At 39.3% G+C, this 21,436-nt stretch carries 24 protein-coding genes, 1 pseudogene and 1 riboswitch; of the genes and pseudogenes, 21 read left to right on the top strand and 4 right to left on the bottom strand.

Annotation, left to right across the window (positions count from 1 at the left end; translation table 11 throughout):
- Window positions 1–5: 5 nt before the first annotated feature.
- From E7C97_RS05285 to E7C97_RS05270, 4 genes and pseudogenes are all read right to left on the bottom strand, one after another.
- Window positions 6–950 (bottom strand): magnesium transporter CorA family protein, encoded by a 945-nt coding sequence (locus E7C97_RS05285; protein WP_061863678.1) that lies wholly within the window; start codon window positions 948–950, stop codon window positions 6–8.
- A 171-nt stretch (window positions 951–1,121) separates the two neighbouring features.
- A pseudogene (locus E7C97_RS05280) lies at window positions 1,122–2,287 on the bottom strand (tyrosine-type recombinase/integrase).
- Between the two features lie 344 nt (window positions 2,288–2,631).
- On the bottom strand, window positions 2,632–3,621 hold the full coding sequence (locus E7C97_RS05275) for a DUF3644 domain-containing protein (protein ID WP_316108377.1): 990 nt from the start codon (window positions 3,619–3,621) through the stop codon (window positions 2,632–2,634).
- A gap of 44 nt (window positions 3,622–3,665) precedes the next feature.
- On the bottom strand, window positions 3,666–4,250 hold the full coding sequence (locus E7C97_RS05270; protein WP_316108376.1) for a helix-turn-helix transcriptional regulator: 585 nt from the start codon (window positions 4,248–4,250) through the stop codon (window positions 3,666–3,668).
- Between the two features lie 164 nt (window positions 4,251–4,414).
- Here E7C97_RS05270 and E7C97_RS05265 point away from each other — a divergent pair, with 164 nt between their 5' ends.
- From E7C97_RS05265 to E7C97_RS05165, 21 genes are all read left to right on the top strand, one after another.
- A complete protein-coding gene (locus tag E7C97_RS05265; RefSeq protein ID WP_017644139.1) occupies window positions 4,415–4,612 on the top strand; it encodes a helix-turn-helix transcriptional regulator in 198 nt (65 codons plus the stop codon).
- Between the two features lie 16 nt (window positions 4,613–4,628).
- On the top strand, window positions 4,629–5,405 hold the full coding sequence (locus E7C97_RS05260; RefSeq protein WP_316108375.1) for a BRO family protein: 777 nt from the start codon (window positions 4,629–4,631) through the stop codon (window positions 5,403–5,405).
- The gene (locus tag E7C97_RS05255; RefSeq protein WP_316108374.1) at window positions 5,396–6,043 is read left to right on the top strand and encodes a Rha family transcriptional regulator; all 648 of its coding nucleotides are present in this window, start codon (window positions 5,396–5,398) and stop codon (window positions 6,041–6,043) included. The genes E7C97_RS05260 and E7C97_RS05255 overlap by 10 nt, the downstream gene beginning before the upstream one ends.
- A gap of 279 nt (window positions 6,044–6,322) precedes the next feature.
- A complete protein-coding gene (locus E7C97_RS05250) occupies window positions 6,323–6,754 on the top strand; it encodes a hypothetical protein (RefSeq protein ID WP_316108373.1) in 432 nt (143 codons plus the stop codon).
- Window positions 6,751–6,951 carry a hypothetical protein gene (locus E7C97_RS05245; protein ID WP_316108372.1) on the top strand — a complete coding sequence of 67 codons (201 nt, stop codon included), beginning with the start codon at window positions 6,751–6,753 and terminating at the stop codon, window positions 6,949–6,951. Before E7C97_RS05250 ends, E7C97_RS05245 begins: the two co-directional genes overlap by 4 nt.
- Window position 6,952: 1 nt before the next feature.
- A complete protein-coding gene (locus E7C97_RS05240; protein ID WP_316108371.1) occupies window positions 6,953–7,162 on the top strand; it encodes a hypothetical protein in 210 nt (69 codons plus the stop codon).
- 1 nt (window position 7,163) lies between these two features.
- A complete protein-coding gene (locus tag E7C97_RS05235) occupies window positions 7,164–7,430 on the top strand; it encodes an XRE family transcriptional regulator (RefSeq protein WP_316108370.1) in 267 nt (88 codons plus the stop codon).
- Window positions 7,423–7,578 carry a hypothetical protein gene (locus tag E7C97_RS05230; protein WP_013903991.1) on the top strand — a complete coding sequence of 52 codons (156 nt, stop codon included), beginning with the start codon at window positions 7,423–7,425 and terminating at the stop codon, window positions 7,576–7,578. The genes E7C97_RS05235 and E7C97_RS05230 overlap by 8 nt, the downstream gene beginning before the upstream one ends.
- A gap of 3 nt (window positions 7,579–7,581) precedes the next feature.
- Window positions 7,582–8,811, top strand: a complete 1,230-nt coding sequence (locus tag E7C97_RS05225; RefSeq protein WP_316108369.1) for an AAA family ATPase — start codon at window positions 7,582–7,584, stop codon at window positions 8,809–8,811.
- A 262-nt stretch (window positions 8,812–9,073) separates the two neighbouring features.
- Window positions 9,074–9,550 carry a hypothetical protein gene (locus E7C97_RS05220; RefSeq protein ID WP_316108368.1) on the top strand — a complete coding sequence of 159 codons (477 nt, stop codon included), beginning with the start codon at window positions 9,074–9,076 and terminating at the stop codon, window positions 9,548–9,550.
- A gap of 23 nt (window positions 9,551–9,573) precedes the next feature.
- Window positions 9,574–10,095 carry a hypothetical protein gene (locus E7C97_RS05215; RefSeq protein WP_316108367.1) on the top strand — a complete coding sequence of 174 codons (522 nt, stop codon included), beginning with the start codon at window positions 9,574–9,576 and terminating at the stop codon, window positions 10,093–10,095.
- A 92-nt stretch (window positions 10,096–10,187) separates the two neighbouring features.
- Window positions 10,188–10,697 (top strand): hypothetical protein, encoded by a 510-nt coding sequence (locus E7C97_RS05210; RefSeq protein WP_316108384.1) that lies wholly within the window; start codon window positions 10,188–10,190, stop codon window positions 10,695–10,697.
- Window positions 10,698–11,041: 344 nt separating this feature from the next.
- Window positions 11,042–11,461, top strand: coding sequence for a DUF1492 domain-containing protein (locus tag E7C97_RS05205; RefSeq protein ID WP_316108366.1), 420 nt, complete (start codon window positions 11,042–11,044; stop codon window positions 11,459–11,461).
- A gap of 501 nt (window positions 11,462–11,962) precedes the next feature.
- The gene (gene uvrA, locus E7C97_RS05200; RefSeq protein ID WP_316108365.1) at window positions 11,963–14,794 is read left to right on the top strand and encodes an excinuclease ABC subunit UvrA; all 2,832 of its coding nucleotides are present in this window, start codon (window positions 11,963–11,965) and stop codon (window positions 14,792–14,794) included.
- The gene (locus tag E7C97_RS05195) at window positions 14,787–15,848 is read left to right on the top strand and encodes a Xaa-Pro peptidase family protein (RefSeq protein WP_316108364.1); all 1,062 of its coding nucleotides are present in this window, start codon (window positions 14,787–14,789) and stop codon (window positions 15,846–15,848) included. The genes uvrA and E7C97_RS05195 overlap by 8 nt, the downstream gene beginning before the upstream one ends.
- Window positions 15,849–15,900: 52 nt before the next feature.
- Window positions 15,901–16,054: riboswitch (M-box (ykoK) riboswitch) on the top strand.
- A 192-nt stretch (window positions 16,055–16,246) separates the two neighbouring features.
- On the top strand, window positions 16,247–18,907 hold the full coding sequence (mgtA, locus tag E7C97_RS05190) for a magnesium-translocating P-type ATPase (protein WP_316108363.1): 2,661 nt from the start codon (window positions 16,247–16,249) through the stop codon (window positions 18,905–18,907).
- A gap of 135 nt (window positions 18,908–19,042) precedes the next feature.
- Complete coding sequence (spx, locus tag E7C97_RS05185) at window positions 19,043–19,441, top strand: transcriptional regulator Spx (protein ID WP_000591164.1); 399 nt, start codon at window positions 19,043–19,045, stop codon at window positions 19,439–19,441.
- A gap of 66 nt (window positions 19,442–19,507) precedes the next feature.
- Window positions 19,508–20,080, top strand: a complete 573-nt coding sequence (locus E7C97_RS05180; protein WP_000737513.1) for an SP0191 family lipoprotein — start codon at window positions 19,508–19,510, stop codon at window positions 20,078–20,080.
- 96 nt (window positions 20,081–20,176) lie between these two features.
- Complete coding sequence (locus E7C97_RS05175; protein ID WP_000507060.1) at window positions 20,177–20,443, top strand: IreB family regulatory phosphoprotein; 267 nt, start codon at window positions 20,177–20,179, stop codon at window positions 20,441–20,443.
- Window positions 20,444–20,446: 3 nt separating this feature from the next.
- Window positions 20,447–20,866 (top strand): Holliday junction resolvase RuvX, encoded by a 420-nt coding sequence (ruvX, locus tag E7C97_RS05170; RefSeq protein WP_316108362.1) that lies wholly within the window; start codon window positions 20,447–20,449, stop codon window positions 20,864–20,866.
- 15 nt (window positions 20,867–20,881) lie between these two features.
- Window positions 20,882–21,187 carry a DUF1292 domain-containing protein gene (locus tag E7C97_RS05165; protein ID WP_000017624.1) on the top strand — a complete coding sequence of 102 codons (306 nt, stop codon included), beginning with the start codon at window positions 20,882–20,884 and terminating at the stop codon, window positions 21,185–21,187.
- Window positions 21,188–21,436: the final 249 nt, after the last annotated feature.

The following is a 21,436-nucleotide window of genomic DNA, read 5'->3' as shown; positions in this document are numbered from 1 at the left end:
CCTGTTTAGAACCATTTTTTATGGATGAGGTAAAGAGTGAGAGAAACACTCATAGCAAAGGCGATAAAGACGATGAGCCAGAAAGCATGCGGTTCTCCGTTTAAAGGAATTTCATTATCCTTAAAGTTCATTCCGTAGGCTGAGAAAATCATGGTCGGCACAGACATAACGATGGTCACAAGTGCCAAGGTTTTCATGATATTGTTCTGGTTGTTTGAAATGATAGAAGCGAAGGTCTCTGTCATAGAGTGAAGGACGTTTCCATAGATATCCGCCATCTCGATGGCCTGTTGCGTTTCAATCAAGGTATCTTCCAGTAAGTCTTCGTCTTCGAGATATTTCTTGATATTGCTAGTTGCGCTGGTCAATTTTTTAATCACGCGCTCATTTGTCTTCAGAGAAGCTTTGAAGTAGACGATGGTCTTTTCCAACTCCATGAGTTCGATCAATTCTTCGTTTCGAGTAGATTTGTGAAGTTGACTCTCAATCTGCTCACTCTTACGTTCAATCGAACGGAGGGCAGTTAGGTAAATCTCCGCATTGCGGTATAGGATTTGGAAGATGAAGCGCGAACGCATGAAGGTATAGAAATTTCGAAGCCTACGATTGATAAAGACATCAAGAAGTGGTAGAGGCTCCAAGCAAGTGGTAATAATAGCCTCTTCTGTGAGGATAATCCCCAAGGGAATGGTCACGTAGTAGGTCTGGTTGTTTCTTTCCTCAGTAATGGGAACGTCCACGATGATCAAGGTGTACTCATCTTCGATGGTGATACGTGACATCTCTTCCGCATCGAGCGGTGCACGGAGATCGGCGATATCAATATCAAAGGCTGAGGCGATTTCCATCGATTCGCTTTGAGTAGGATTGACGAGATTGATCCAAGTGCCCGGCTGGAGCGTATCGATCTCTTTAAATTCAGTTGTTGTTGAGAGAAAGACTTGTTTCATATCTCCGATCCTTTCCTAATCTAATCCGTGTTTCAGTGATTTTTGACACCGTACTATTATACTACAAAATCGGCTTTTTTCAAACAAAATCTTACAAAAACACCGTTGTTATTGGCTTTTCACTTTGTCTTGAACCGTTGATTTTGGAATTTGCTCCCCTTTTTGCTCCCCTTATAGTGCTTTTAGTGCAGTTTCGTAGAATGAGACTGCTTTTTTTGCGTTCTCTTTTGAGAGGTGGCTATAAATGTCCATAGTCATGGATAAAGTAGAATGACCTAAACGGTGCTGAAGTTCCTTGTAAGGAATGCCAGAGTTAAGCAATAAACTAGCGTGAGTATGACGGAATCCGTGAAAGCCAATGTTAGGAACATCAGCGCGCTTAAAATGTGTTAGCAATCTTCTTTTAAGTTTTGAACTGCAAGGATATTCATGAATGAAATTCGAAAATATCACGCTTTCACGTTGTCCTATCTTCCAGGCCTCTTTCGTTTGTCGTAGTTTGTACTGTTTCAGCATGCTAACAGTCGCTTGATCTATATCTATATCCCGATAACTAGCCTTAGATTTTGGGCTATTGATTTCTAGATCCCGATTTAGAGTTTTGGTGATGTGTACAATGGCATTATCTAAATCTATATCAGACCAGGAAAGGGCTAAAGCTTCGTTGATACGACAACCAGTAGCCAATAGAAACTTATAGAGCGTTGCCTCATAGTAATAACGATATCTATGACTATCTAAATTATCGAGATAAACAAGAAACTTTTTTAATTCTGGATTTTCAAAGTGCTTTACTTTTTGTTGTTTTGCTTTCTGAGTGTTACGAGGTAAAACAACATCACGGGCAGGATTGGACGGTATCGCTTGCATGGTTGCGCCATACTGTAAGATACGTTTGTTTAAAGCGTGTATCATATCATAGTGTAGAAAAGCCCCTTTTCCCCTCTATTAGCCTTGTCAGCAAGTTTGTTGATAATTGACTGGATAAGTGGAGCGGTGAGCTTGTCGAGCTTATAAGCCCCGAAAGTAGGCAATATATGATTATCAAGTAGCTTTCTAACATTGCCTTGAGTGTTTGGCTTAACAGTATTTTTATAACTTTCCCACCAGAGAATGGCTAATTCTTGATAGCTTGTTATGGTACTAGCTTTTTGTCTAGTACAACCGTCTTTCTGAAAAGCAATTTTTTCTTGAGTAGCTTTCTGCTTAACTTCCTTTTGTGTCCGACCTGTTACCTTAGTTTTAACTTTCTTTCCTGTTACCTGGTCAATTCCTAGATATACATTAGCACGGTATACCATTGTGCCGTTTTTCTTTTTGACTTCAGTTATTTTCATGATTTTAAACCTTTCTAAAAAACATCAGCAGGCAAGCTATTATTAAAAAGGTTTTAGATTGTGGTTTAAATCATGTCAGGGCTTCACAGATTGCCCTGTATTCGATTTTAAAGAGTCAGGCGGTAAATTATATGCTTAATTGTTAAGTGGTAAAAACACTTATTTTACAGTGTTTTTTGAGAGTTTTTTTCTAAAGTTAGTTTACCAGTTAGCTAACAAAACACTTTACATTTCCCACGCGCGTGGTATAATAGAATTAACAAGATAACTTGCGAAGGATTAACGTTGTGTTCCCAAAGGGGAGTAAGTCGATGGACGAGAATTCACATATGCCTGGGGTTATCTTATTTTTTTTGTCTTTTTTTCAAGTTTTCTACGAACGTTTCAGGATTTCGTTCGATTTCCTCAATTATAAAATCGCAGAGGACTGGAGAGTAGCTATATCGATTACCGATTTTATAATGGTAGCAATAGCGTTCATTTGTTTTAACGTCATAAAATGTATTAAAAAGTTGAAAGTCGTTTGTTGTAAACGGCATTTTTTGTTTTTCTTTAGCGACTATTTTTGTTAATAAAATACCTTTAGATTTCAGACGTCTATTTACAATTTTTATAACTTCTCTAGTAGTTAATGGATAGATAGCATTTGGATCTTTAACCTCTCTAAGTACACCTATAGGTGTTTCAGCAGTGTTATCAAATTTAACCAACAAGTCTGCCTCTTGTTTTCGTTTAGTAATATAAAATCGTGTTTCAACAGGAACAGCATAGTCGGAATTACTAGTAGATATTTCACTTTCGATTTTAGCTTGTTCAGAAAGTAAGCGTTCTGCCATTTTGGGGGAATATTTTGCCCTGATTTCTTCTTGATTAAGTTGATCGATGCGGACTGATAAAGTCAAGAAATTTTGTGCAATTTGTTTTGTGATATCCTCATTGTGAAACTCTTGCATTTTAGAAATATAATTAGAAACACATGCCTGAAATAATGGGGCATAGATATGTTCATAATCTTCTGTTATGAAGTGGGTACTAGTATTCCTAAGTTCTATAATTCGAATTAGATTTTTTCGTAATGATCCATGTTTATCTGGAAATACTGTTTCAACTGCATTTTCTAATGATATCGTTCTATCCTTACTATCCTTAAAATATATTGATTCTTCACCATCATTATTAATGATATAAGCCTTTAGCATTAATTCCCAGGCGTTACAGATAAAAAAACTAAAACCCTCAATTCTGTACTTAATTGTAGGTTTGTTATATATTTCAAGCCCCATAATAAAAGCTTCGATACTTTTATTAACTAATCTTTTACTTAAATCTTCCATACGTTTCCTTTCTTACAAGATTTTCTATATTGTGGCGCGTGGGTTTAGAACAGACCGCTGAGGGTGAATAGGTCCAAATTCTCTATCGTTGGGGAAAACGGCATAACATCAAAAGTTTCAGATAGTTTTTCTTTTATTTCTTCAACTAATTCATTTTGAAATTGAACAGGCATGTTATCAAAAATACTCGTTTCTGACGGTGAATTATCTAGAACAATACTATCTAAATATCCATTGTTAAATGGAATACCTGGTTCATATTCCTCTATGTAATTAAATCTATACTCAAGAACTCTTTTTATATTTTTGCCTCTGGTAAACTCAATTAATAAAAAAGCAGGTTCTTTAAAGTCTGGTATTGCCTTCCATTTCTCTTTTACTTCAGCAAGAGAATCAAAATTTATAAAACCACACTGTACCTTTACATCATAAGGCCAAAAATCAAAAAAATCTGAAGGGCTAACCTCTAGATAATTACAAATTTTATCAATGGTTTGTAAGCTTATTTTATCTGTATTATTATTTGAAATTTTTGAAATGGTAGAGCGTGCTATACCAGTGTCATTAAATAACTGAGTTGCCGAGATACCTCTATCAATCATCAATTTAGCTAAATTATTACGAAGCATAAGAAAACTCCTCCTTGAAAATATTTTAGCCTATGCACTAAAATTTTTCAAGTTTTTTTATTATTTTACTTGACACGATAAAAATATAGTGTATAATCAGAGATATAATTTTAGCGGTAACGCTTCAATTTTTTCAAAAAATACAAAAAAGGAGGGTTTAGGATATGAAAAATAATTTTCGTGTTCTTTTAGCGAAACAACGAAAAAAGGTTTCAGACGTACACAAGGCGACAAGTATCGCAAAAAGCACTTTGATAGCTTTGTACTATGAGCGTACTAAGCGCCCAGATATTGAAACCTTGCTAAAGATTGCTAACTATCTAGGTGTTTCTATTGACGAACTACTAACACCAGAAGATTAAGAAAGGCAGGCAAGCAATGAAGAGGAACTACACGAGGGTCATCGATGAAATGCGAACCACTCACGGGCTGAACTTGGTAGCTATTGGCCAACGAATAGGCATAGACCCCCGAACAGTTGGCAAGTGGGCACAGGGCAAACATAAGCCCAACAAGGAAAGCAGAAAAAGACTAAACAAGTTATACAGAGAGGTTAAGCAAGACATGACAACACAAGTAAGTATTTTTGAAGAGACAACAGACCAAGGACAACTATTGCAGATTGTCACTACTACTATTATTCACGGTCAGCCATTGGACATATACGGCAGTGAACAGGAACCGCTATTTTTAGCTAGGGCGATTGCTGAGATGATTGATTATACTAAGACATCACAAGGCTATTATGATGTACAAGCAATGTTAAGAAAAGTTGATGAAGATGAAAAGGTAAAAGGGACGCCTTTAGACGGTACTACGAAGACTTTTCGTAGTGGTCAACAAGTCTGGTTTTTAACTGAGCACGGACTCTATGAGGTGCTTATGCGGTCAACCAAACCAAAAGCCAAAGAGTTTAAAAAAGTAATCAAGCACATTCTGAAAGAAATCCGACTAAATGGCTACTACATGGCTGGGGAACTGGTAGAAGAACCACAGACCACTATAAAAGCCCCTGACACGTTGGCAGAGGCAGAGCGGTATTATATCGATGCACTAGCAAAAGCCATCGCAGAGGCTAAAAATATGGACGAGAAGAGCCGTCTGACAAGCAAGCTAACCAGATTCATGCAGGAGGTAGAACCACAATGGAACTAGTCTACATGGATGGTAAGAAAGAGCCGTATACACTGAGCAGTATTGTGGCAGAATGCACGGGATTGCAACATCACACAATAACCAAGACGATACGCAAACATCAAGCAAGGTTTGAACGGTTCGGAAAGGTTGGATTTAAAATCCAAGCTATGGAAAGTGGCCAGAATACCAAGGACTATATTTTGAATGAGCAACAAGCGACCTTGTTAGTTACATTCTTAAAAAATACTGAGCAAGTGGCCAACTTCAAAACCAACCTAGTCAAAGCCTTCTTTGAAATGCGTGAGGAACTTTCTAAGTTTCGTATGCAGAGGGCGCTAGAAAAGCCAAAAAGAAAAACCTTGCATGACAGCATTGAGAACTGGGAACAAGCACCCAAGCACGCGCATAGCACCATGAACAACCTGCTACTGAAGGTAGTAACCGACAGGAACGCTAAGCAGTTAAGGGAAGAGCGTGGGGGCTATAACGGCATTGATAGCTTGACCAGTGACGAGCTGGAGCAGTACCAAGCATTTGAGGACATGGTCATAGCCATGATTGGTTTAAATATGAGTTACCAAGAAATCAAATCTATGGCATTCAGAAATAAAAAAAACACGCAAAGAATGCGCGTGATTGCAACAAAAAAGGCTTAGCAATAACCACACCGCAAAGCCTTTCACACTAACACTAAAACGAATTTAACAAAAAGCAGGCAAGCTGTTATTAAAAGGGTTTTAGTAAAGATTTATACCTAGATTATAGCATATTTAGGACATTTTGACCATATGGAGAGCTCTAACTCTTTAAACTGGTACTTTCTCACGCTTTCAACTATTGGCGACTTTGAGCGTGGGGATCTAACTGTATAGGAAACGACAATTAAAAGGCCATCAAGGCAATTACAAAAAAACATAGAAACAGAGGTAAAAAACATGGATACATACTTTGAAGATTTTGAAAAAGAGCTGGGACTTGTAGAGGAAAAGCTAGATATTTTATCAGAGTGGCATTTATCCAAGGAACACCATGGAGCAACAGAAATTGCTGAAGATTGTAGATCAGCAATTAGTCAGTTATGGATTCAGTTTTACAAATTATCTGAGGCATATAAAAAGCAAGAGGGGAGTCATGAGGATTTCTTTAATAGGAATGTTGAGAACCTACTTGGAGAATTAAAAAAATATGACGATGAATGCACAGAAATGCATGGTGAAGCTCCTGACTGGTTGCTATTCAGTTTCTTAGATCGAGCAATAAAAGAAAACAATTTAAGTAATGGGATCAATCACACAACTGCTTCAATCTGGACGTATTTACGTAGCTTGATTATAAAGGATTTGAAAGAAAGAGGGCTATTGAAATGACAACAGACCTAGACAACATGACACAAGCAGAATTTGATGAACTAATGACTGAAATCAAGGAGAAACGCCCGAACCTCTTTCAGTTCATTGTTGACTTCTTAAATCGTAAAGTAAGCACCGAAGAGGTTGACGACTTCCTGAAGATGGAGCATAGAAACCAAGTGAACTACATCAAGAATTACAAAGCGAGGGCATAACATGAACGAGCTAGATTTAACCAACACACAGGCATTTATCTTCATGGTGGTGTTGATTGGCCTACTGGTTTATCTAAACCACCGAGATCGCAAAAAAAGCGCCCAAATTGAGCGAGAAAGTAAACAGACGATAGAAACACCTAGCGAGGATTTAAACCCTGATTATGGCCGTTATATCCAGCTTGCAGGGGTGAGACCGTGGGGGTGCTAGTATGTTTGAAAAGATGATTGAGGAACTCAAAACAAAAATATTAGAAGCTATTGAGCGTTATCTAAAAAGCCGTGATACAGTCAAACCACGATTGACAGGGTTAATCTCAGCCCAGGAAGTCATGGACGAGCTAGATATAAAGTACAAGACACTCCAGAAGTGGGAAGATGCTGGGCTAAGACGCTACCAGCCCCCGCTAGAAGATACTAGGAAAATCTATTATAGAATTTCTGACATCTGGAAGTTTCTGGGGGTGGAAAATGGCTAGCTTTGAAAGATTCCCCGGACAGAGAAAATCTGTCCGGACGACCAACGGCTACACTTGGAAAAATAGACAATTAACGCTTGAGCAACGCAAAGAGTTACAACAATTAAAGAAAATGAAAAAGAAACGATTGAAAAACCAGAAAGGATAACCAATGACAGAAATTAAAAAACTAGGACAAGTTCCTGCTGAGACAATAGGGCCATCTGCTAGCATTTTGACAGGATTGTTGAGACGCGGGCAAGTATTGGGTATATCGGCGCCAAGAAGATCCTTAAAGACTAGCGTAGTTATTTCCCTAGCTTTATCTTTAGCCCAGGGGAGTAATTGGCTAGGGTGGAAGAGTAAAAGAGCTTTCAACGTCTTGTATATCAATACGAATCATAAAGAAAACGACTGTTTTAGTAAGTTCATGCAGATTGCCCAACTTTTAGAAGTTGAGCAAAAAGATCTTGACAATATTTCTATCTTAACTCTTCCAAAGTCAACGGCCTTAGAAGATTTAGCCAAAGTTGTAAAAGATAAAGTACCAAACAACGCTTTTCAAGTGGTTATTATTGATAGTATTGATAATTTAAAATTACTGCAGTTCGGGGGCTCCTTAGGGGATTATTTGCAACAGATTAACCAACACGTAGGCGGTGGCCTGATCTATACACAAAGTCATAGAGATAGACCGAAAGGGACTACGGAAAGTTCAGACTTTGCGCAGTGGTCAGAGTCTCTAGCTCATTGCGATAGCTTGTTGGAATTTTTCAAGATGGAATTAGATCCAGAATTGTTACGCCTAGAGAGGCTAGAAGCTGTCTGGGATTTGGCCAAGAATGTAATGACTACGCACAATAAAAGATATTTTCAGCTAAACGTAACAAATGATTATATCAGTTTTAAAAACAAGAGAGCAACAAGCGAGGATCTACGAAATCATATTGAGGTAGCGCTAGAACATTTACCTACTGAACAGACGCAGGAAATTCTAAAACATTTTGATAACATAGATTTGCCGTTAAAAACGCGAACTTATTGGAGACTTGAAGCAGTTACCTCGGAAGCTGATTACGACGGGGAGAAAAATTTTCTTTTCTACTATCCACAGTTGATAAATGATAAGGAGAAAATATTAGCCTATCACGAACCAGGGTTACCACTTTCAAAAGAACAGAAAGAAAAAGCATGGGCTAATGAAGAAACAAAAGAAAAAGCGACAAACAAATTAAAATCTATGATAGCAAACTTTGAACAGGCGAATAATAGACTACCCAATAAGTCAGAGCTTTCTCGTTTTGCCAAAATCAGCAGACCTACCTTAGACAAATTGATTGATGAATCCGATAATAACATAGTGGTCGTCGATGGAATGATACAAGAAAATCCTGCTTATTAACAACTTTAAATATGTAAAGAGTTGTAAACTTTACAAATGTAAAAGTTGTAAAAAGGTGTAAAAAAAGTGTAAAAATTTTACAGATGTAAAATCAGGGACATGACTAGAATAGCCTAGCGTCAATTCTAGTTTGTCCAATTTTCGTGAAATGTGGAAGTAAGGAACAGGAACAGGGGCGATTGAGCTACGCCCCCTGTAACCCTGTCCTTTAACACTTCCACGTTGCGCGGATATATATTGTAAAAAGTGGAGTAGGGAACTAGTGGTAAAAAATAAATTAAATAAACGAGTTATCCAAGACAAAAATTTTTTATCCTTCAAGTCAATGCCCTACATGGAAAATATTGGAGAGGTTATTAAGTGGGCTGGTGAGAACGAACCGATGAGATATATTTTTGATAGAGTAAGAAAGTATTTAGTATTTGATAAAGCTATTTGTAAGTGGCAAGGTAGGAATTATGGAAAGCAGTCCAGGGAGTTGCTTTCTAAAACCCCACGTTTAAGGTACATCACAAAGAGTATATATGAGAAGATGGAAGAAAGTGAATTGGATCTTCTTCCACCACAAAATGGAGGTTCTGCTTCTTATATTTCTGAATGGGAAACTTTTAAAAACAGTGAGCTTGTCCAAACCTTGAAACATGAAGACAAACTACTAAAATATTTTGTAATTTTAGCTATACAACAGGGGTATATTATTCTCGATAACCGTAAAAAATTTGTTGGTATTGATTATTGAAAAATAGAAAAAGGAGAAATAACATGACATTAAAAACATTTTCTGACAAAGCAAAAACATTTACTTTCACTTACGAATTTAAAGACCTAGATACTGCTAGGGTAGCAGGTCACGCGCTACTGGGATATATGACTGGAACATATTGCCATCCTACAATCTCATTGACCTACAAGGATAAGGGAACGCTGGTCGCTGAGTATGTGGAGGATAAGAAGTTAAACAAGACCTTCAAGCGTATTTGTGACAGTTTCAAAGACTATTACAAGCAACCAGTGGACGATGAAGCATTTGAAGAACGTTACAAACGGGAGCGCGTGCTTCAACTCAAAGAGTCAGAGGATTTTGAGAGCTTGCTGAACAAGGTCACAGACTACGAGCTGGAGCTATTAGACTATGCTGATCGCTTGCTTTCTGATAAGCCTATCCCTATGGACTCTATGACCGCTTTTTGTACCTTGGAAATGCTGGGCGATGAAAGTATTAGCCTACTCCAAAAGTTGGACGTAGAAGGCGAATATAAAGGCCTTGCAGGTTATTCTGGTTAATAAAACACAGAGAGGGGAGCAATCCCCTTTTAGCATTTAGGCAATAGATTTGGGTTTTTCTATATAGGGGGATTTTTGAACGAATGGAAGTTATAAAATCAATAACCATAGAGACATTTATAAAGCCAATGAAAAACAAGAATATTAGTCACGGTATTGCTGAGTTGGACGGTAGAAAACTAGAGATAGACTTAGATAACCTGTATATCACCTTTGAACGTGATCATTTTGATTTAGCAAGTATACCAGGAACCAAGGGAGGTAATCGCTACTTCTTTCTCTGTCCTATTTGTGGTAATCGATGCAGAAAACTCTATAAGAGACTTTTGCTATATGGTTGTGGATCATGCCAGAAAATACACAAATCAACACTGAACCGAAGTAAGACAGATTGCCAATACTATTGGGAGAGAGCACTGAGAGAAGCTAGAAAGGTGGAACCAGGTTGGAATCCCAAACGTGGCGGATATATGTTCGATGGTTTTTCTGAAAGACCAAAGTATATGAAACGTAACAAGTATTATAAGCATTATCAAAAGTTTGTGAACTACACCAAGAAAGGAGATAGTTTTTGGCTGAATGGATTAAGCAAACTGAAGTAGTGTTTTGGAACATTTCCAAACAAATCTAAATAAAGATCATGGTTAGAAAAAAATGATATAAATATTGTTCAGCGTTATAGTTACAACAGTCAATTACAAGATACTAAACAGGTATGAAGGCGAGACAGGAGGCAGAGATACCCCCTTTATTTTTAGACGGGGGTATATTTTGCTAGAGGAAAAGAACGCCGCCCTCTTTTGTGCAGAAAATTCCTTTTTTGAAATGTTTATAAGTATTAGAGAATGTAGTACTATCAGGAAGTTAGCTTGATTTTTTGATCTATAAAGATACCACTCAAATATCCCTTTTCCAACCACAAAAAAAAGTATAAAGGAGTACCAGCGTGAACGTTGAACAGATTGAGAAAAAGCTGAAGAATTGTAAAAAGTCAGATATGATCATTAAAAAATTGCAATTAAAGCTAGACAGTTTAAACCATGGACTATTAGCTGGATCTAACCAAACTGACATAAGAGTAACAACCAGCAAAACAAATACTACTGAAAATAAGCTACTTGAAACCTTGCAACTAAAAGACGAGGTAATAGAGCAACTCAATACCATTGTGAATGAGCGTATAGAAGTTATGGATTTAATAGACCAGTTAGATGAAATTGAGGAATGGTTAGTATTGACAATGTTATATGTGAATAACCTCTCTTTGGCTCAGATTTGTAGGGAGATGAAGATAAGCAAGGTTAATGTATATAGAATTAGGAAGCAAGCCATGGAGAACTTAGCCAAGGTGGAAAATGTGATTTAGATTTAACTTTACTACAAAAATTAGAAGTGTAAATGTTAGCAAATGTAGGCATAGGCTTTATATTTGCCCCCCATTTTGCTTTTTTTCGTACTGGACAACTAAAGCTCCACGGATAAACTATAAGCTCTTAGAAACGAAACTAGGGGCTTTTGTAAGGCTATAATCTTATAAACCACGCGCTTCATGGTATAATATACCTATCAGCAACCTGAAATTAAAAAAGCACGTTTGACCGTGCTAGTTTCTTGCCTGCTGAACTCGTCAAATCTTAGCCCTTTTGTGGGGCTTTTTTGCTCCCCTTTTTGCGTACTTTGGGGGAGCAAGTAGTAAATAGTAATGTTAGTAATTTTTATTAAAAAGCGCGTGATATAAGGGTTAGGGGACCCTAAGGAAACATAAAAAAATAAGTTTTTAATTATACTACAAAATCGGCTTTTTTGGTAATAGAATTTCACTTTTTTTGGTATAATGGAAAGCAACAATGGACTAGAAAGAAGTAATATGCAAGATAAGATTGTCATCCATGGGGCTCGCGCCCATAATTTAAAAAATATAGATGTGGAAATTCCGCGTGACAAGCTAGTTGTGGTGACGGGACTATCTGGATCAGGAAAGTCTAGTTTAGCCTTTGATACCCTTTATGCAGAAGGGCAACGTCGCTATGTTGAAAGTCTGTCAGCCTATGCTCGTCAGTTCTTGGGCAATATGGAAAAGCCAGATGTGGACTCTATCGACGGTCTCAGCCCTGCCATTTCCATTGACCAGAAAACGACCAGTAAAAATCCTCGTTCGACGGTTGGAACAACGACGGAAATCAACGATTATCTACGTCTTCTCTATGCACGTGTAGGGACACCCTACTGTATCAATGGACATGGGGCTATCAAGGCTTCGTCTGTAGAGCAGATTGTGGATAAGGTTTTGGAATTGCCAGAACGCCAACGCTTGCAGATTTTGGCTCCTGTTATTCGTAAGAAAAAAGGGCAACACAAGACGCTGATTGAAAAGATTCAAAAGGATGGTTATGTTCGTGTCCGTGTCGATGGGATTGTCTATGATGTGACCGAAGTTCCTGAACTTGAAAAGAATAAACAACACAACATTGACGTGGTGGTAGACCGTATCATCATCAAGGATGGTATCCGTAGTCGTCTCTTTGATTCGATTGAAGCAGCTCTCCGTATCGCTGAAGGTTATGTCGTTATTGATACTATGGATGATTCAGAGTTGCTCTTCTCAGAACACTACGCTTGTCCAGTCTGTGGTTTTACAGTTCCAGAGCTAGAACCCCGTCTCTTCTCCTTCAATGCACCCTTTGGCTCCTGTAGTGAGTGTGATGGTTTGGGAATCAAGCTAGAGGTTGATACGGACTTGGTAGTGCCAGATGCTAGCAAGACTCTTCGCGAGGGCGCTTTGGCGCCTTGGAACCCTATCTCTTCTAACTATTATCCAAACATGCTGGAACAAGCTATGACAGCTTTTGGAGTGGATATGGATAGGCCTTTTGAGGACTTGTCTGAGGCGGATAAACATCTCATTTTCTATGGTTCAGATGGGAAAGAATTCCATTTCCACTATGAAAACGAATTCGGCGGAGTTCGCGACATCGATATTCCTTTTGAAGGTGTTATAGGGAATATCAAGCGTCGCTATCATGAAACCAATAGCGACTATACCCGCACACAAATGCGTCTTTATATGAATGAGCTAACTTGTGGTACCTGTCACGGTTATCGCCTCAATGATCAGGCTTTATCTGTTCGTGTAGGAGGAGAGAAAGGTCCTCATATCGGAGAAATTTCAGACCTGTCTATCGCAGACCATTTGGAAGCTATTGATCAGTTGAGCCTATCAAAAAATGAAGCCATTATTGCTCGTCCGATTCTTAAGGAAATCAAAGACCGCTTGACCTTCCTCAATAATGTCGGACTCAACTATCTGACCCTTTCTCGTTCGGCAGGAACCCTATCGGGTGGAGAGAGCCAACGTATTCGCTTGGCAACTCAGATTGGTTCTAATCTCTCAGGAGTTCTCTATATTTTAGATGAACCGTCAATCGGTCTTCACCAGAGGGACAATGACCGCCTGATCGCCAGTCTGAAAAAGATGCGTGATTTGGGGAACACCTTGATCGTAGTAGAACATGATGAAGATACCATGCATGAGGCGGATTATTTGATTGATGTTGGCCCTGGTGCAGGGGTCTTTGGTGGAGAGATTGTAGCAGCAGGAACGCCTAAGCAGGTGGCTCGCAACAGTAAGTCAATTACAGGACAGTATCTATCAGGAAAACGTGCCATTCCAGTGCCGTCAGAACGCCGTGTAGGAAATGGTCGCTTTATTGAGGTGACTGGAGCGCGTGAAAACAACCTACAAAATATCACTGCTCGTTTCCCACTAGGAAAATTTATCGCGGTGACGGGGGTCTCTGGTTCAGGGAAGTCGACACTTATTAACAGCATTCTCAAAAAAGCCATTGCTCAAAAGCTTAATCGCAATTCAGATAAGCCTGGAAAGTTTAAGACTATCTCAGGGATTGAGCATATCGATCGTCTGATAGACATTGACCAGAGTCCAATTGGACGAACACCGAGGTCTAACCCTGCTACCTATACAGGTGTCTTTGATGATATTCGGGATCTCTTTGCTCAGACAAATGAAGCCAAGATTCGTGGCTATAAGAAGGGGCGTTTCAGTTTCAATGTCAAGGGTGGACGCTGTGAGGCCTGCTCAGGTGACGGGATTATCAAGATTGAGATGCACTTCTTGCCAGATGTATACGTGGCTTGTGAAGTCTGCCATGGGACCCGCTACAACAGTGAAACGCTAGAAGTTCATTACAAGGAAAAGAATATCTCGCAAGTCTTGGATATGACCGTCAACGATGCGGTTGAATTTTTCAAACACATTCCGAAAATTCAACGCAAACTCCAGACTATCAAAGATGTTGGTCTAGGTTATGTAACCTTGGGACAACCAGCTACGACACTTTCTGGTGGAGAGGCGCAGCGTATGAAGTTGGCAAGTGAACTCCACAAGCGTTCTACAGGCAAGTCCTTCTACATTTTAGATGAACCGACAACTGGTTTGCATACCGAGGATATCGCTCGTCTACTCACCGTTTTGTCCCGCTTTGTCGATGATGGCAATACAGTTCTCGTCATTGAGCACAATCTGGATGTCATCAAAACAGCAGACCATATTATCGACCTAGGCCCAGAAGGAGGTGTCGGTGGCGGAACTATTATCGCAACAGGAACACCAGAGGAAGTAGCTGCTAATGAAGCTAGCTATACAGGACAGTATTTGAAAGGAAAGTTACATCATGAATAAACGTGTGCAAGCATTTCTCGATAAAATGCAAGAAAAAGAACTAGATGGAATCATTATCAATAACCTTAAAAATGTCTACTATTTGACAGGATTTTGGGGTTCAAATGGGACAGTCTTCATCAGCCGTGACCGTCAAGTCTTGGTGACAGATGCCCGCTATATTATCGCTGCCAAGCAAGAAGTGACTGGTTTTGAGATTTTTGCAGAGCGTGACGAGTTGGCTACTATCGCAAAGATTGCAAAAGACATGGGCCTTTCTCGCATTGGTTTTGAAGATGAAATTTCAGTTTCTTATTACCACCGTATGCAGGGGGCTTTTGAAGGTTTGGAACTAGTTCCACAGACACAGTTTGTTGAAGCTCTTCGTATGATAAAGGACGAGACAGAGATTGCGACCATTCGCAAGGCTTGTTCTATCTCAGACCAAGCTTTCCATGATGCGCTTGAATTTATCAAGCCTGGTAAGACAGAAATTGAAATTGCCAATTTCCTCGACTTCCGTATGCGTGAGTTAGGCGCTGCCGGTTTGTCTTTTGATACCATCCTAGCAAGTGGGATCAACTCTTCTAAACCCCATGCTCACCCCATGCACAAGCCAGTAGAACCAGGCGAAGCCATTACCATGGACTTCGGATGTCTGTACGAGCATTATGTGAGTGATATGACTCGTACCATCTATCTAGGCTATGTCAGTGACGAACAAGCAGAAATCTACAACACAGTATTGAAGGCTAATCAAGCATTGATTGACCAAGCTAAGGCTGGCTTAGGTTTCCGTGACTTTGATAAGATTCCTCGTGATATCATCGTGGAAGCAGGCTATGGACAATACTTTACACACGGTATCGGACACGGTATCGGACTTGATATCCACGAAGAGCCTTACTTTAGCCAAACTTCCAAAGAAGTTATCAAAACTGGTATGGTCTTGACTGATGAACCTGGTATTTATATCGAAGGTAAATATGGAGTTCGTATCGAAGATGATATCTTGATTACAGATAACGGTTGCGAATTATTAACCCTTGCTCCGAAAGAATTGATTGTGATCTAAGAAAATGAGATAAATCGTTGACTTTTACTAGTTAAAGGTTTATACTGAAAGGCGAAAACGGTAGGTGAGGCTACCATAGGGATACGGATGACTACCGCAAAGCAGTGGAGACACTACTCGTTGGTCAACAGTCCTGATCGCGAAGGTCAAGACTAAGCTCATTACATCGCCCTATGGAGTTAAAGCTTGAACGAAAACAGATCATAAGTTTTTTAGTCCTGCCATTTTATGGCAGGATTTTCTGCTGTTTTAAAACAAAGAAAGGAGACAAACGATGCAAATTGACGATCATCCAGAACCGCACATACACAGCCAATCGCTGATTTGTGTCGTTCTGTCCTTATAAAGTGATTGGTCCCCGTGTATGAAATCACCATTCATACAGATAGGAGAAACCAATGAAAACTACAAAAGAAAGACTAGCAGCAGCTATTCAAACTCCATTAAAAGATAGTCTAGCAATTTACCATACAAGTCTAAAAGGCTTAGACCAAGAACAAGTCGAAGAAAACCGTGACCTATATGGTGAAAACACCATTACCAAGGGTCAAGAGGATTCCATCTTTAAAAAGATTTATGAGTCCATTATCAATCCTTTCACAATCATTTTGCTTGTGATTGCCTTTATTTCTCTCGTTACAAACGTCTGGCTTGCCAAACCTGGCCAAGAGGATCCTACGACCTCTATTATTATCGTTGTCTTGGTTTTGATTTCAGGAGGCATCCGTTTTGTTCAAGAATTGCGGAGCGACAAGGCAACAACCAATCTTTCAAAAATGATTGTCAACACAGCAACTGTTATTCGTGATGGTCTTGAACAAGAGTTACCCATCGATGAGTTGGTTGTAGGAGATCTTGTGAAATTGAGTGCGGGAGATATGATTCCAGCAGATGTTATCTTGTTCGAATCCCGCGACTTTTTCGTTCAACAGTCAGGTTTGACTGGAGAAAGTGATGCGGTTGAAAAGCTAGCTTTAAGTAAAGCCACTGGTCAAAATGTAGATAGCCTTTTAGAAGCAGAATCTTTGGCATTCATGGGGACAAACGTTATCTCAGGAAGTGCTACAGCTATGGTTCTAGCAGTTGGGGATGACACCATGATGGGAGCTATTGAACAGACTCTCAACACCTACGATGAACCAACTTCTTTTGAACGTGAAATGAACAGCATTTCATGGCTCTTGATCCGTTTGATGCTTGTCATGGTTCCAATCGTGTTTTTCGCAAATGGTTTGACTGATGGAGACTGGCTAGAGGCTGGAGTATTTGCCTTGAGTGTTGGTGTCGGACTTACACCAGAAATGCTTCCAATGATTATCACAGCCAGCTTGGCCAAAGGTTCCATTATCATGGCCAAGGAAAAGGTGGTTATCAAAAAACTCAATGCTATTCAAGACCTAGGAGCAATCGATATCCTATGTACAGATAAAACAGGAACTCTAACGCAAGATGAGATTGTCTTAGAATACCCTTTGGATATCCATGGTGATTTGGACATGGCAGTTTTAAGAAGAGCTTATCTAAATTCACATTTCCAAACAGGTTTGAAAAACTTGATGGACCGTGCCATTATCAGTAGAACTGAAAAAGAAGCTAAGGAACACGTTATTCTACAAGATTTGGATAACATCTTCCAAAAGATTGATGAACTGCCTTTTGACTTTGAACGCAGACGCATGAGTGTCATCGTCAAAGATGACAGCAATGTCGTTAGTATGGTTACCAAAGGCGCTTTAGAAGAAATGTTGAACATTTCGACTCATGTGGAATATCGTGGAGAAATCATTCCCCTAACCGAAGACATTCGCCAAGAAGTATTAGCAGAAGTTGGTCAATTAAACCGTCAAGGTTTGCGTGTTTTAGGTGTTGGTTACAAGTCAGGTCTACGTGAAGATTATGCCTATGCTGTGACTGATGAAAGTGACATGATCCTTACGGGGTATCTTGCCTTCTTGGATCCACCAAAACCATCTGCAGCACCCGCTATTCAAGCTCTACTTGAGCATGGTGTCAAAACAAAAATTTTAACTGGGGATAACGAAAAAGTAACCCAAGCCATTTGTGAAAAGGTTGGTTTGGACGTTGAGCATATGTTTTTAGGGGCTGACATTGACCAAATGACAGATCAAGAATTGGCAGAAGCGGTTGAAAGTGTAACAGTATTTGCTAAATTGTCTCCTGATCAAAAAGCTCGTATCATTTTACAGTTAAAGAAAAATGGTCATGCCGTTGGTTATATGGGAGATGGGATCAACGACGCTCCATCCATGAAGGTGGCAGATGTCGGTATTTCTGTAGATACAGCAGTCGATATCGCCAAGGAAACAGCGGATGTTATCTTGCTAGACAAGGATCTCATGGTTCTGGAAACGGGTATCGTTGAAGGCCGGAAGGTCTACGCCAACATGACCAAATATATTAAGATGACCGTTAGTTCAAACTTTGGGAATATCTTCTCACTCCTGGTTGCGAGTATCTTCTTGCCATTTTTACCAATGGCTCCTGTTCATCTCATTGTCCTAAACCTAGTCTATGATTTGTCTTGTGTAGCATTGCCATTTGATAATGTGGATCAAGATTTCCTTAAACAACCCCATACATGGGAAGCAAAATCCATTACGCGATTTATGGTTTGGATGGGCCCAATCTCATCTGTCTTTGATATTTTGACCTTTATCTTCCTCTACTTTATCATTGTTCCTTTGGTGACTGGGCATCATTATGTTCATGGGTCAGAATCTGCCCTTCAGTTTATTATCTTGTTCCAAACAGGATGGTTCATCGAATCTATGTGGTCTCAAACCATGGTCATCCATATGCTTCGTACAGCAAAAGTTCCTTTTGTACAAAGCAGACCAGCTTGGCTTGTGATTTTGATGACACTGGTTGCAGCCTTTTTCGTAACCAGTCTACCTTATGGACCGCTAGTAAATATCCTTCGTCTAGCACCCTTAGGGCTTCCTTACTTCTTGTTCTTAATCTGTATTATTTTCTTGTATATGTTTAGCGTTACAGTTATTAAGAAGTTTTACATTAAGAAGTATAAAGAATGGTTATAGTTCGTATTTTGTCAAGAAAAAAGTTCAAAAATTGCCAAAAAAGTTAAAATTTTTTAAAAATAGGTCGCAAGTCCGATGTTTTTTATGGTATAATAGTCTAAACTGATAGTAACATGTAGCGAAAGGGGTAGGTACATGATCAAAATTTATACAGTCTCAAGTTGTACTAGCTGTAAAAAAGCGAAGACCTGGCTCAATGCCCACCAGTTAAGTTATAAAGAACAAAACCTCGGTAAGGAAGGAATTTCGAGAGAAGAACTACTTGATATTTTGACAAAAACAGATAATGGAATTGCAAGTATCGTATCATCGAAAAATCGTTATGCAAAGGCCCTTGGTGTTGATATCGAAGATTTGAGTGTGAATGAAGTGCTCAACCTGATTATGGAAACACCACGTATCTTGAAAAGTCCGATTCTTGTAGATGAGAAACGCCTACAAGTCGGCTATAAAGAAGACGATATCCGTGCCTTTTTGCCACGCTCTGTCCGTAATGTGGAAAATGCAGAAGCGCGTTTACGTGCGGCTCTATAAAACATCAAGGCTGGGAGTGACTCCTGGCCTTCTCTAATATTTAAATTGGATAACATGTGAGGATTTATGAAAAAGTTAGTCATTGGAACATTCGCAGCACTATTTTTGCTCGTTGGATGTGGTCAGAAAAAAGAAACAGCAGCTTCAACTACTGAGAGTTCTCAGGAAGCTCTACAGTCTACCTTGCCCGTATTAGAAAATGCAACTAAGAATACCGTTGTTACTAAGACCTTAGTTTTGCCAGCTGATGAGAGTGGAGCACAGCAAACTCAAATCATTACTTACAAAGGCAATCAATTTTTAAGCTTGACCATTCAGCAAAAACGTCCTGTATCAGAAGATTTAAAAAATTATATTTCTGAACGTGGATTAGACGAAGCTAAAAAAGCTCTAAAAGAAGCTGAGGACAAGGATGAGTCTGTTCAAGCAGCTCGAAAAATTTCAGGCTTTACCATTGAAACGACTCTTTTAAATGAGAAAGAAATGGAAACCAAGACTAGCTATGATTTCCAAACACTGGATCTCAAAAAAGCGAGTGAAAACGAATACTTGAAGAATGTTGGACTGGAAAATCTATTGAAAAACGAACCAGAGGACTATATTGCTAATCGTGTTGCAAATGGGGCAACAGTCCAGTAAAAAGTCAGAGAAAATCAGCAGAATCAGACTGTGTGATTTGTAGAACGACCGCGAATGTGCTATAATAGTACTATTCTAAGGAAAGAGGGTGTTAGAATGGGATTTACTGAAGAAACCGTACGTTTTAAATTGGACGATTCCAATAAAAAAGAAATCAGTGAAACATTGACAGATGTCTATGCTTCTTTGAATGAAAAGGGCTATAACCCTATTAACCAGATCGTGGGCTATGTTCTCAGTGGAGACCCAGCTTACGTTCCTCGTTATAACAATGCACGAAATCAAATCCGTAAGTATGAGCGAGATGAAATCGTTGAAGAACTGGTTCGCTACTATCTTAAAGGACAAGGAGTCGATCTATAATCTATGAGAATTATGGGATTGGACGTTGGCTCCAAAACGGTAGGAGTAGCGATTAGCGACCCGTTAGGTTTTACGGCACAAGGGCTTGAAATCATCCAAATCAATGAAGAACAGGGAGAGTTCGGTTTTGAACGTCTCAAGGAACTGGTTACTACCTATAAGGTAGATCGTTTTGTTGTTGGTTTGCCTAAAAACATGAACAATACCAGTGGACCGCGGGTAGAAGCCAGTCAAATCTATGGGGCCAAACTAGAAGAACTCTTTGGTCTACCAGTAGAGTATCAAGATGAACGCCTAACTACGGTCGCTGCAGAGCGTATGTTGATTGAGCAAGCAGATATTAGTCGTAATAAGCGTAAAAAAGTTATTGATAAACTAGCCGCTCAATTGATTTTGCAAAATTATTTAGATAGAAAATTTTAAGACAGAGGAGAAACTATGTCACACGATCACAACCACGATCACGAAGAACGTGAACTTATTACACTTGTAGATGAGCAAGGAAACGAAACCTTGTTTGAAATCCTTTTGACTATTGACGGAAAAGAAGAATTTGGTAAAAATTATGTTCTTCTTGTACCAGTTAATGCAGAAGAAGATGAAAACGGCGAAGTTGAAATCCAAGCATACTCATTCATCGAAAACGAAGATGGAACAGAAGGCGAATTGCAACCAATCCCTGAAGATTCAGAAGATGAATGGAACATGATTGAAGAAGTCTTCAACAGCTTTATGGAGGAGTAAAAACATCCGGGGGATGTTTTTAGCCCTGCGCTAGAAATTAGAAACGCAGGTAGTCAGGGAGACTGTATCAGCCCAACTCCTAGAAACTAGAGAGAGTTGGAACGTCCAGTGGACGTTTTTAGCCCTGCGCTAGAAAATAGAAACGCAGGTAGTCTGGTAGACTGTATCAGCCCAGTTCCTTGAAATAAGAGAGAACTGGTGAGACCGGGGAACGTTTTTACCCTTGCGATAGAAATGAAGATCGCAAGT

Source organism: Streptococcus sp. (assembly GCF_032481935.1).
In the GTDB taxonomy this organism is placed as follows: Bacteria; Bacillota; Bacilli; order Lactobacillales; family Streptococcaceae; genus Streptococcus.
The sequence above is the reverse complement of the archived record's forward strand: the minus strand, read 5'-3'. Positions and strand labels throughout refer to the sequence as shown.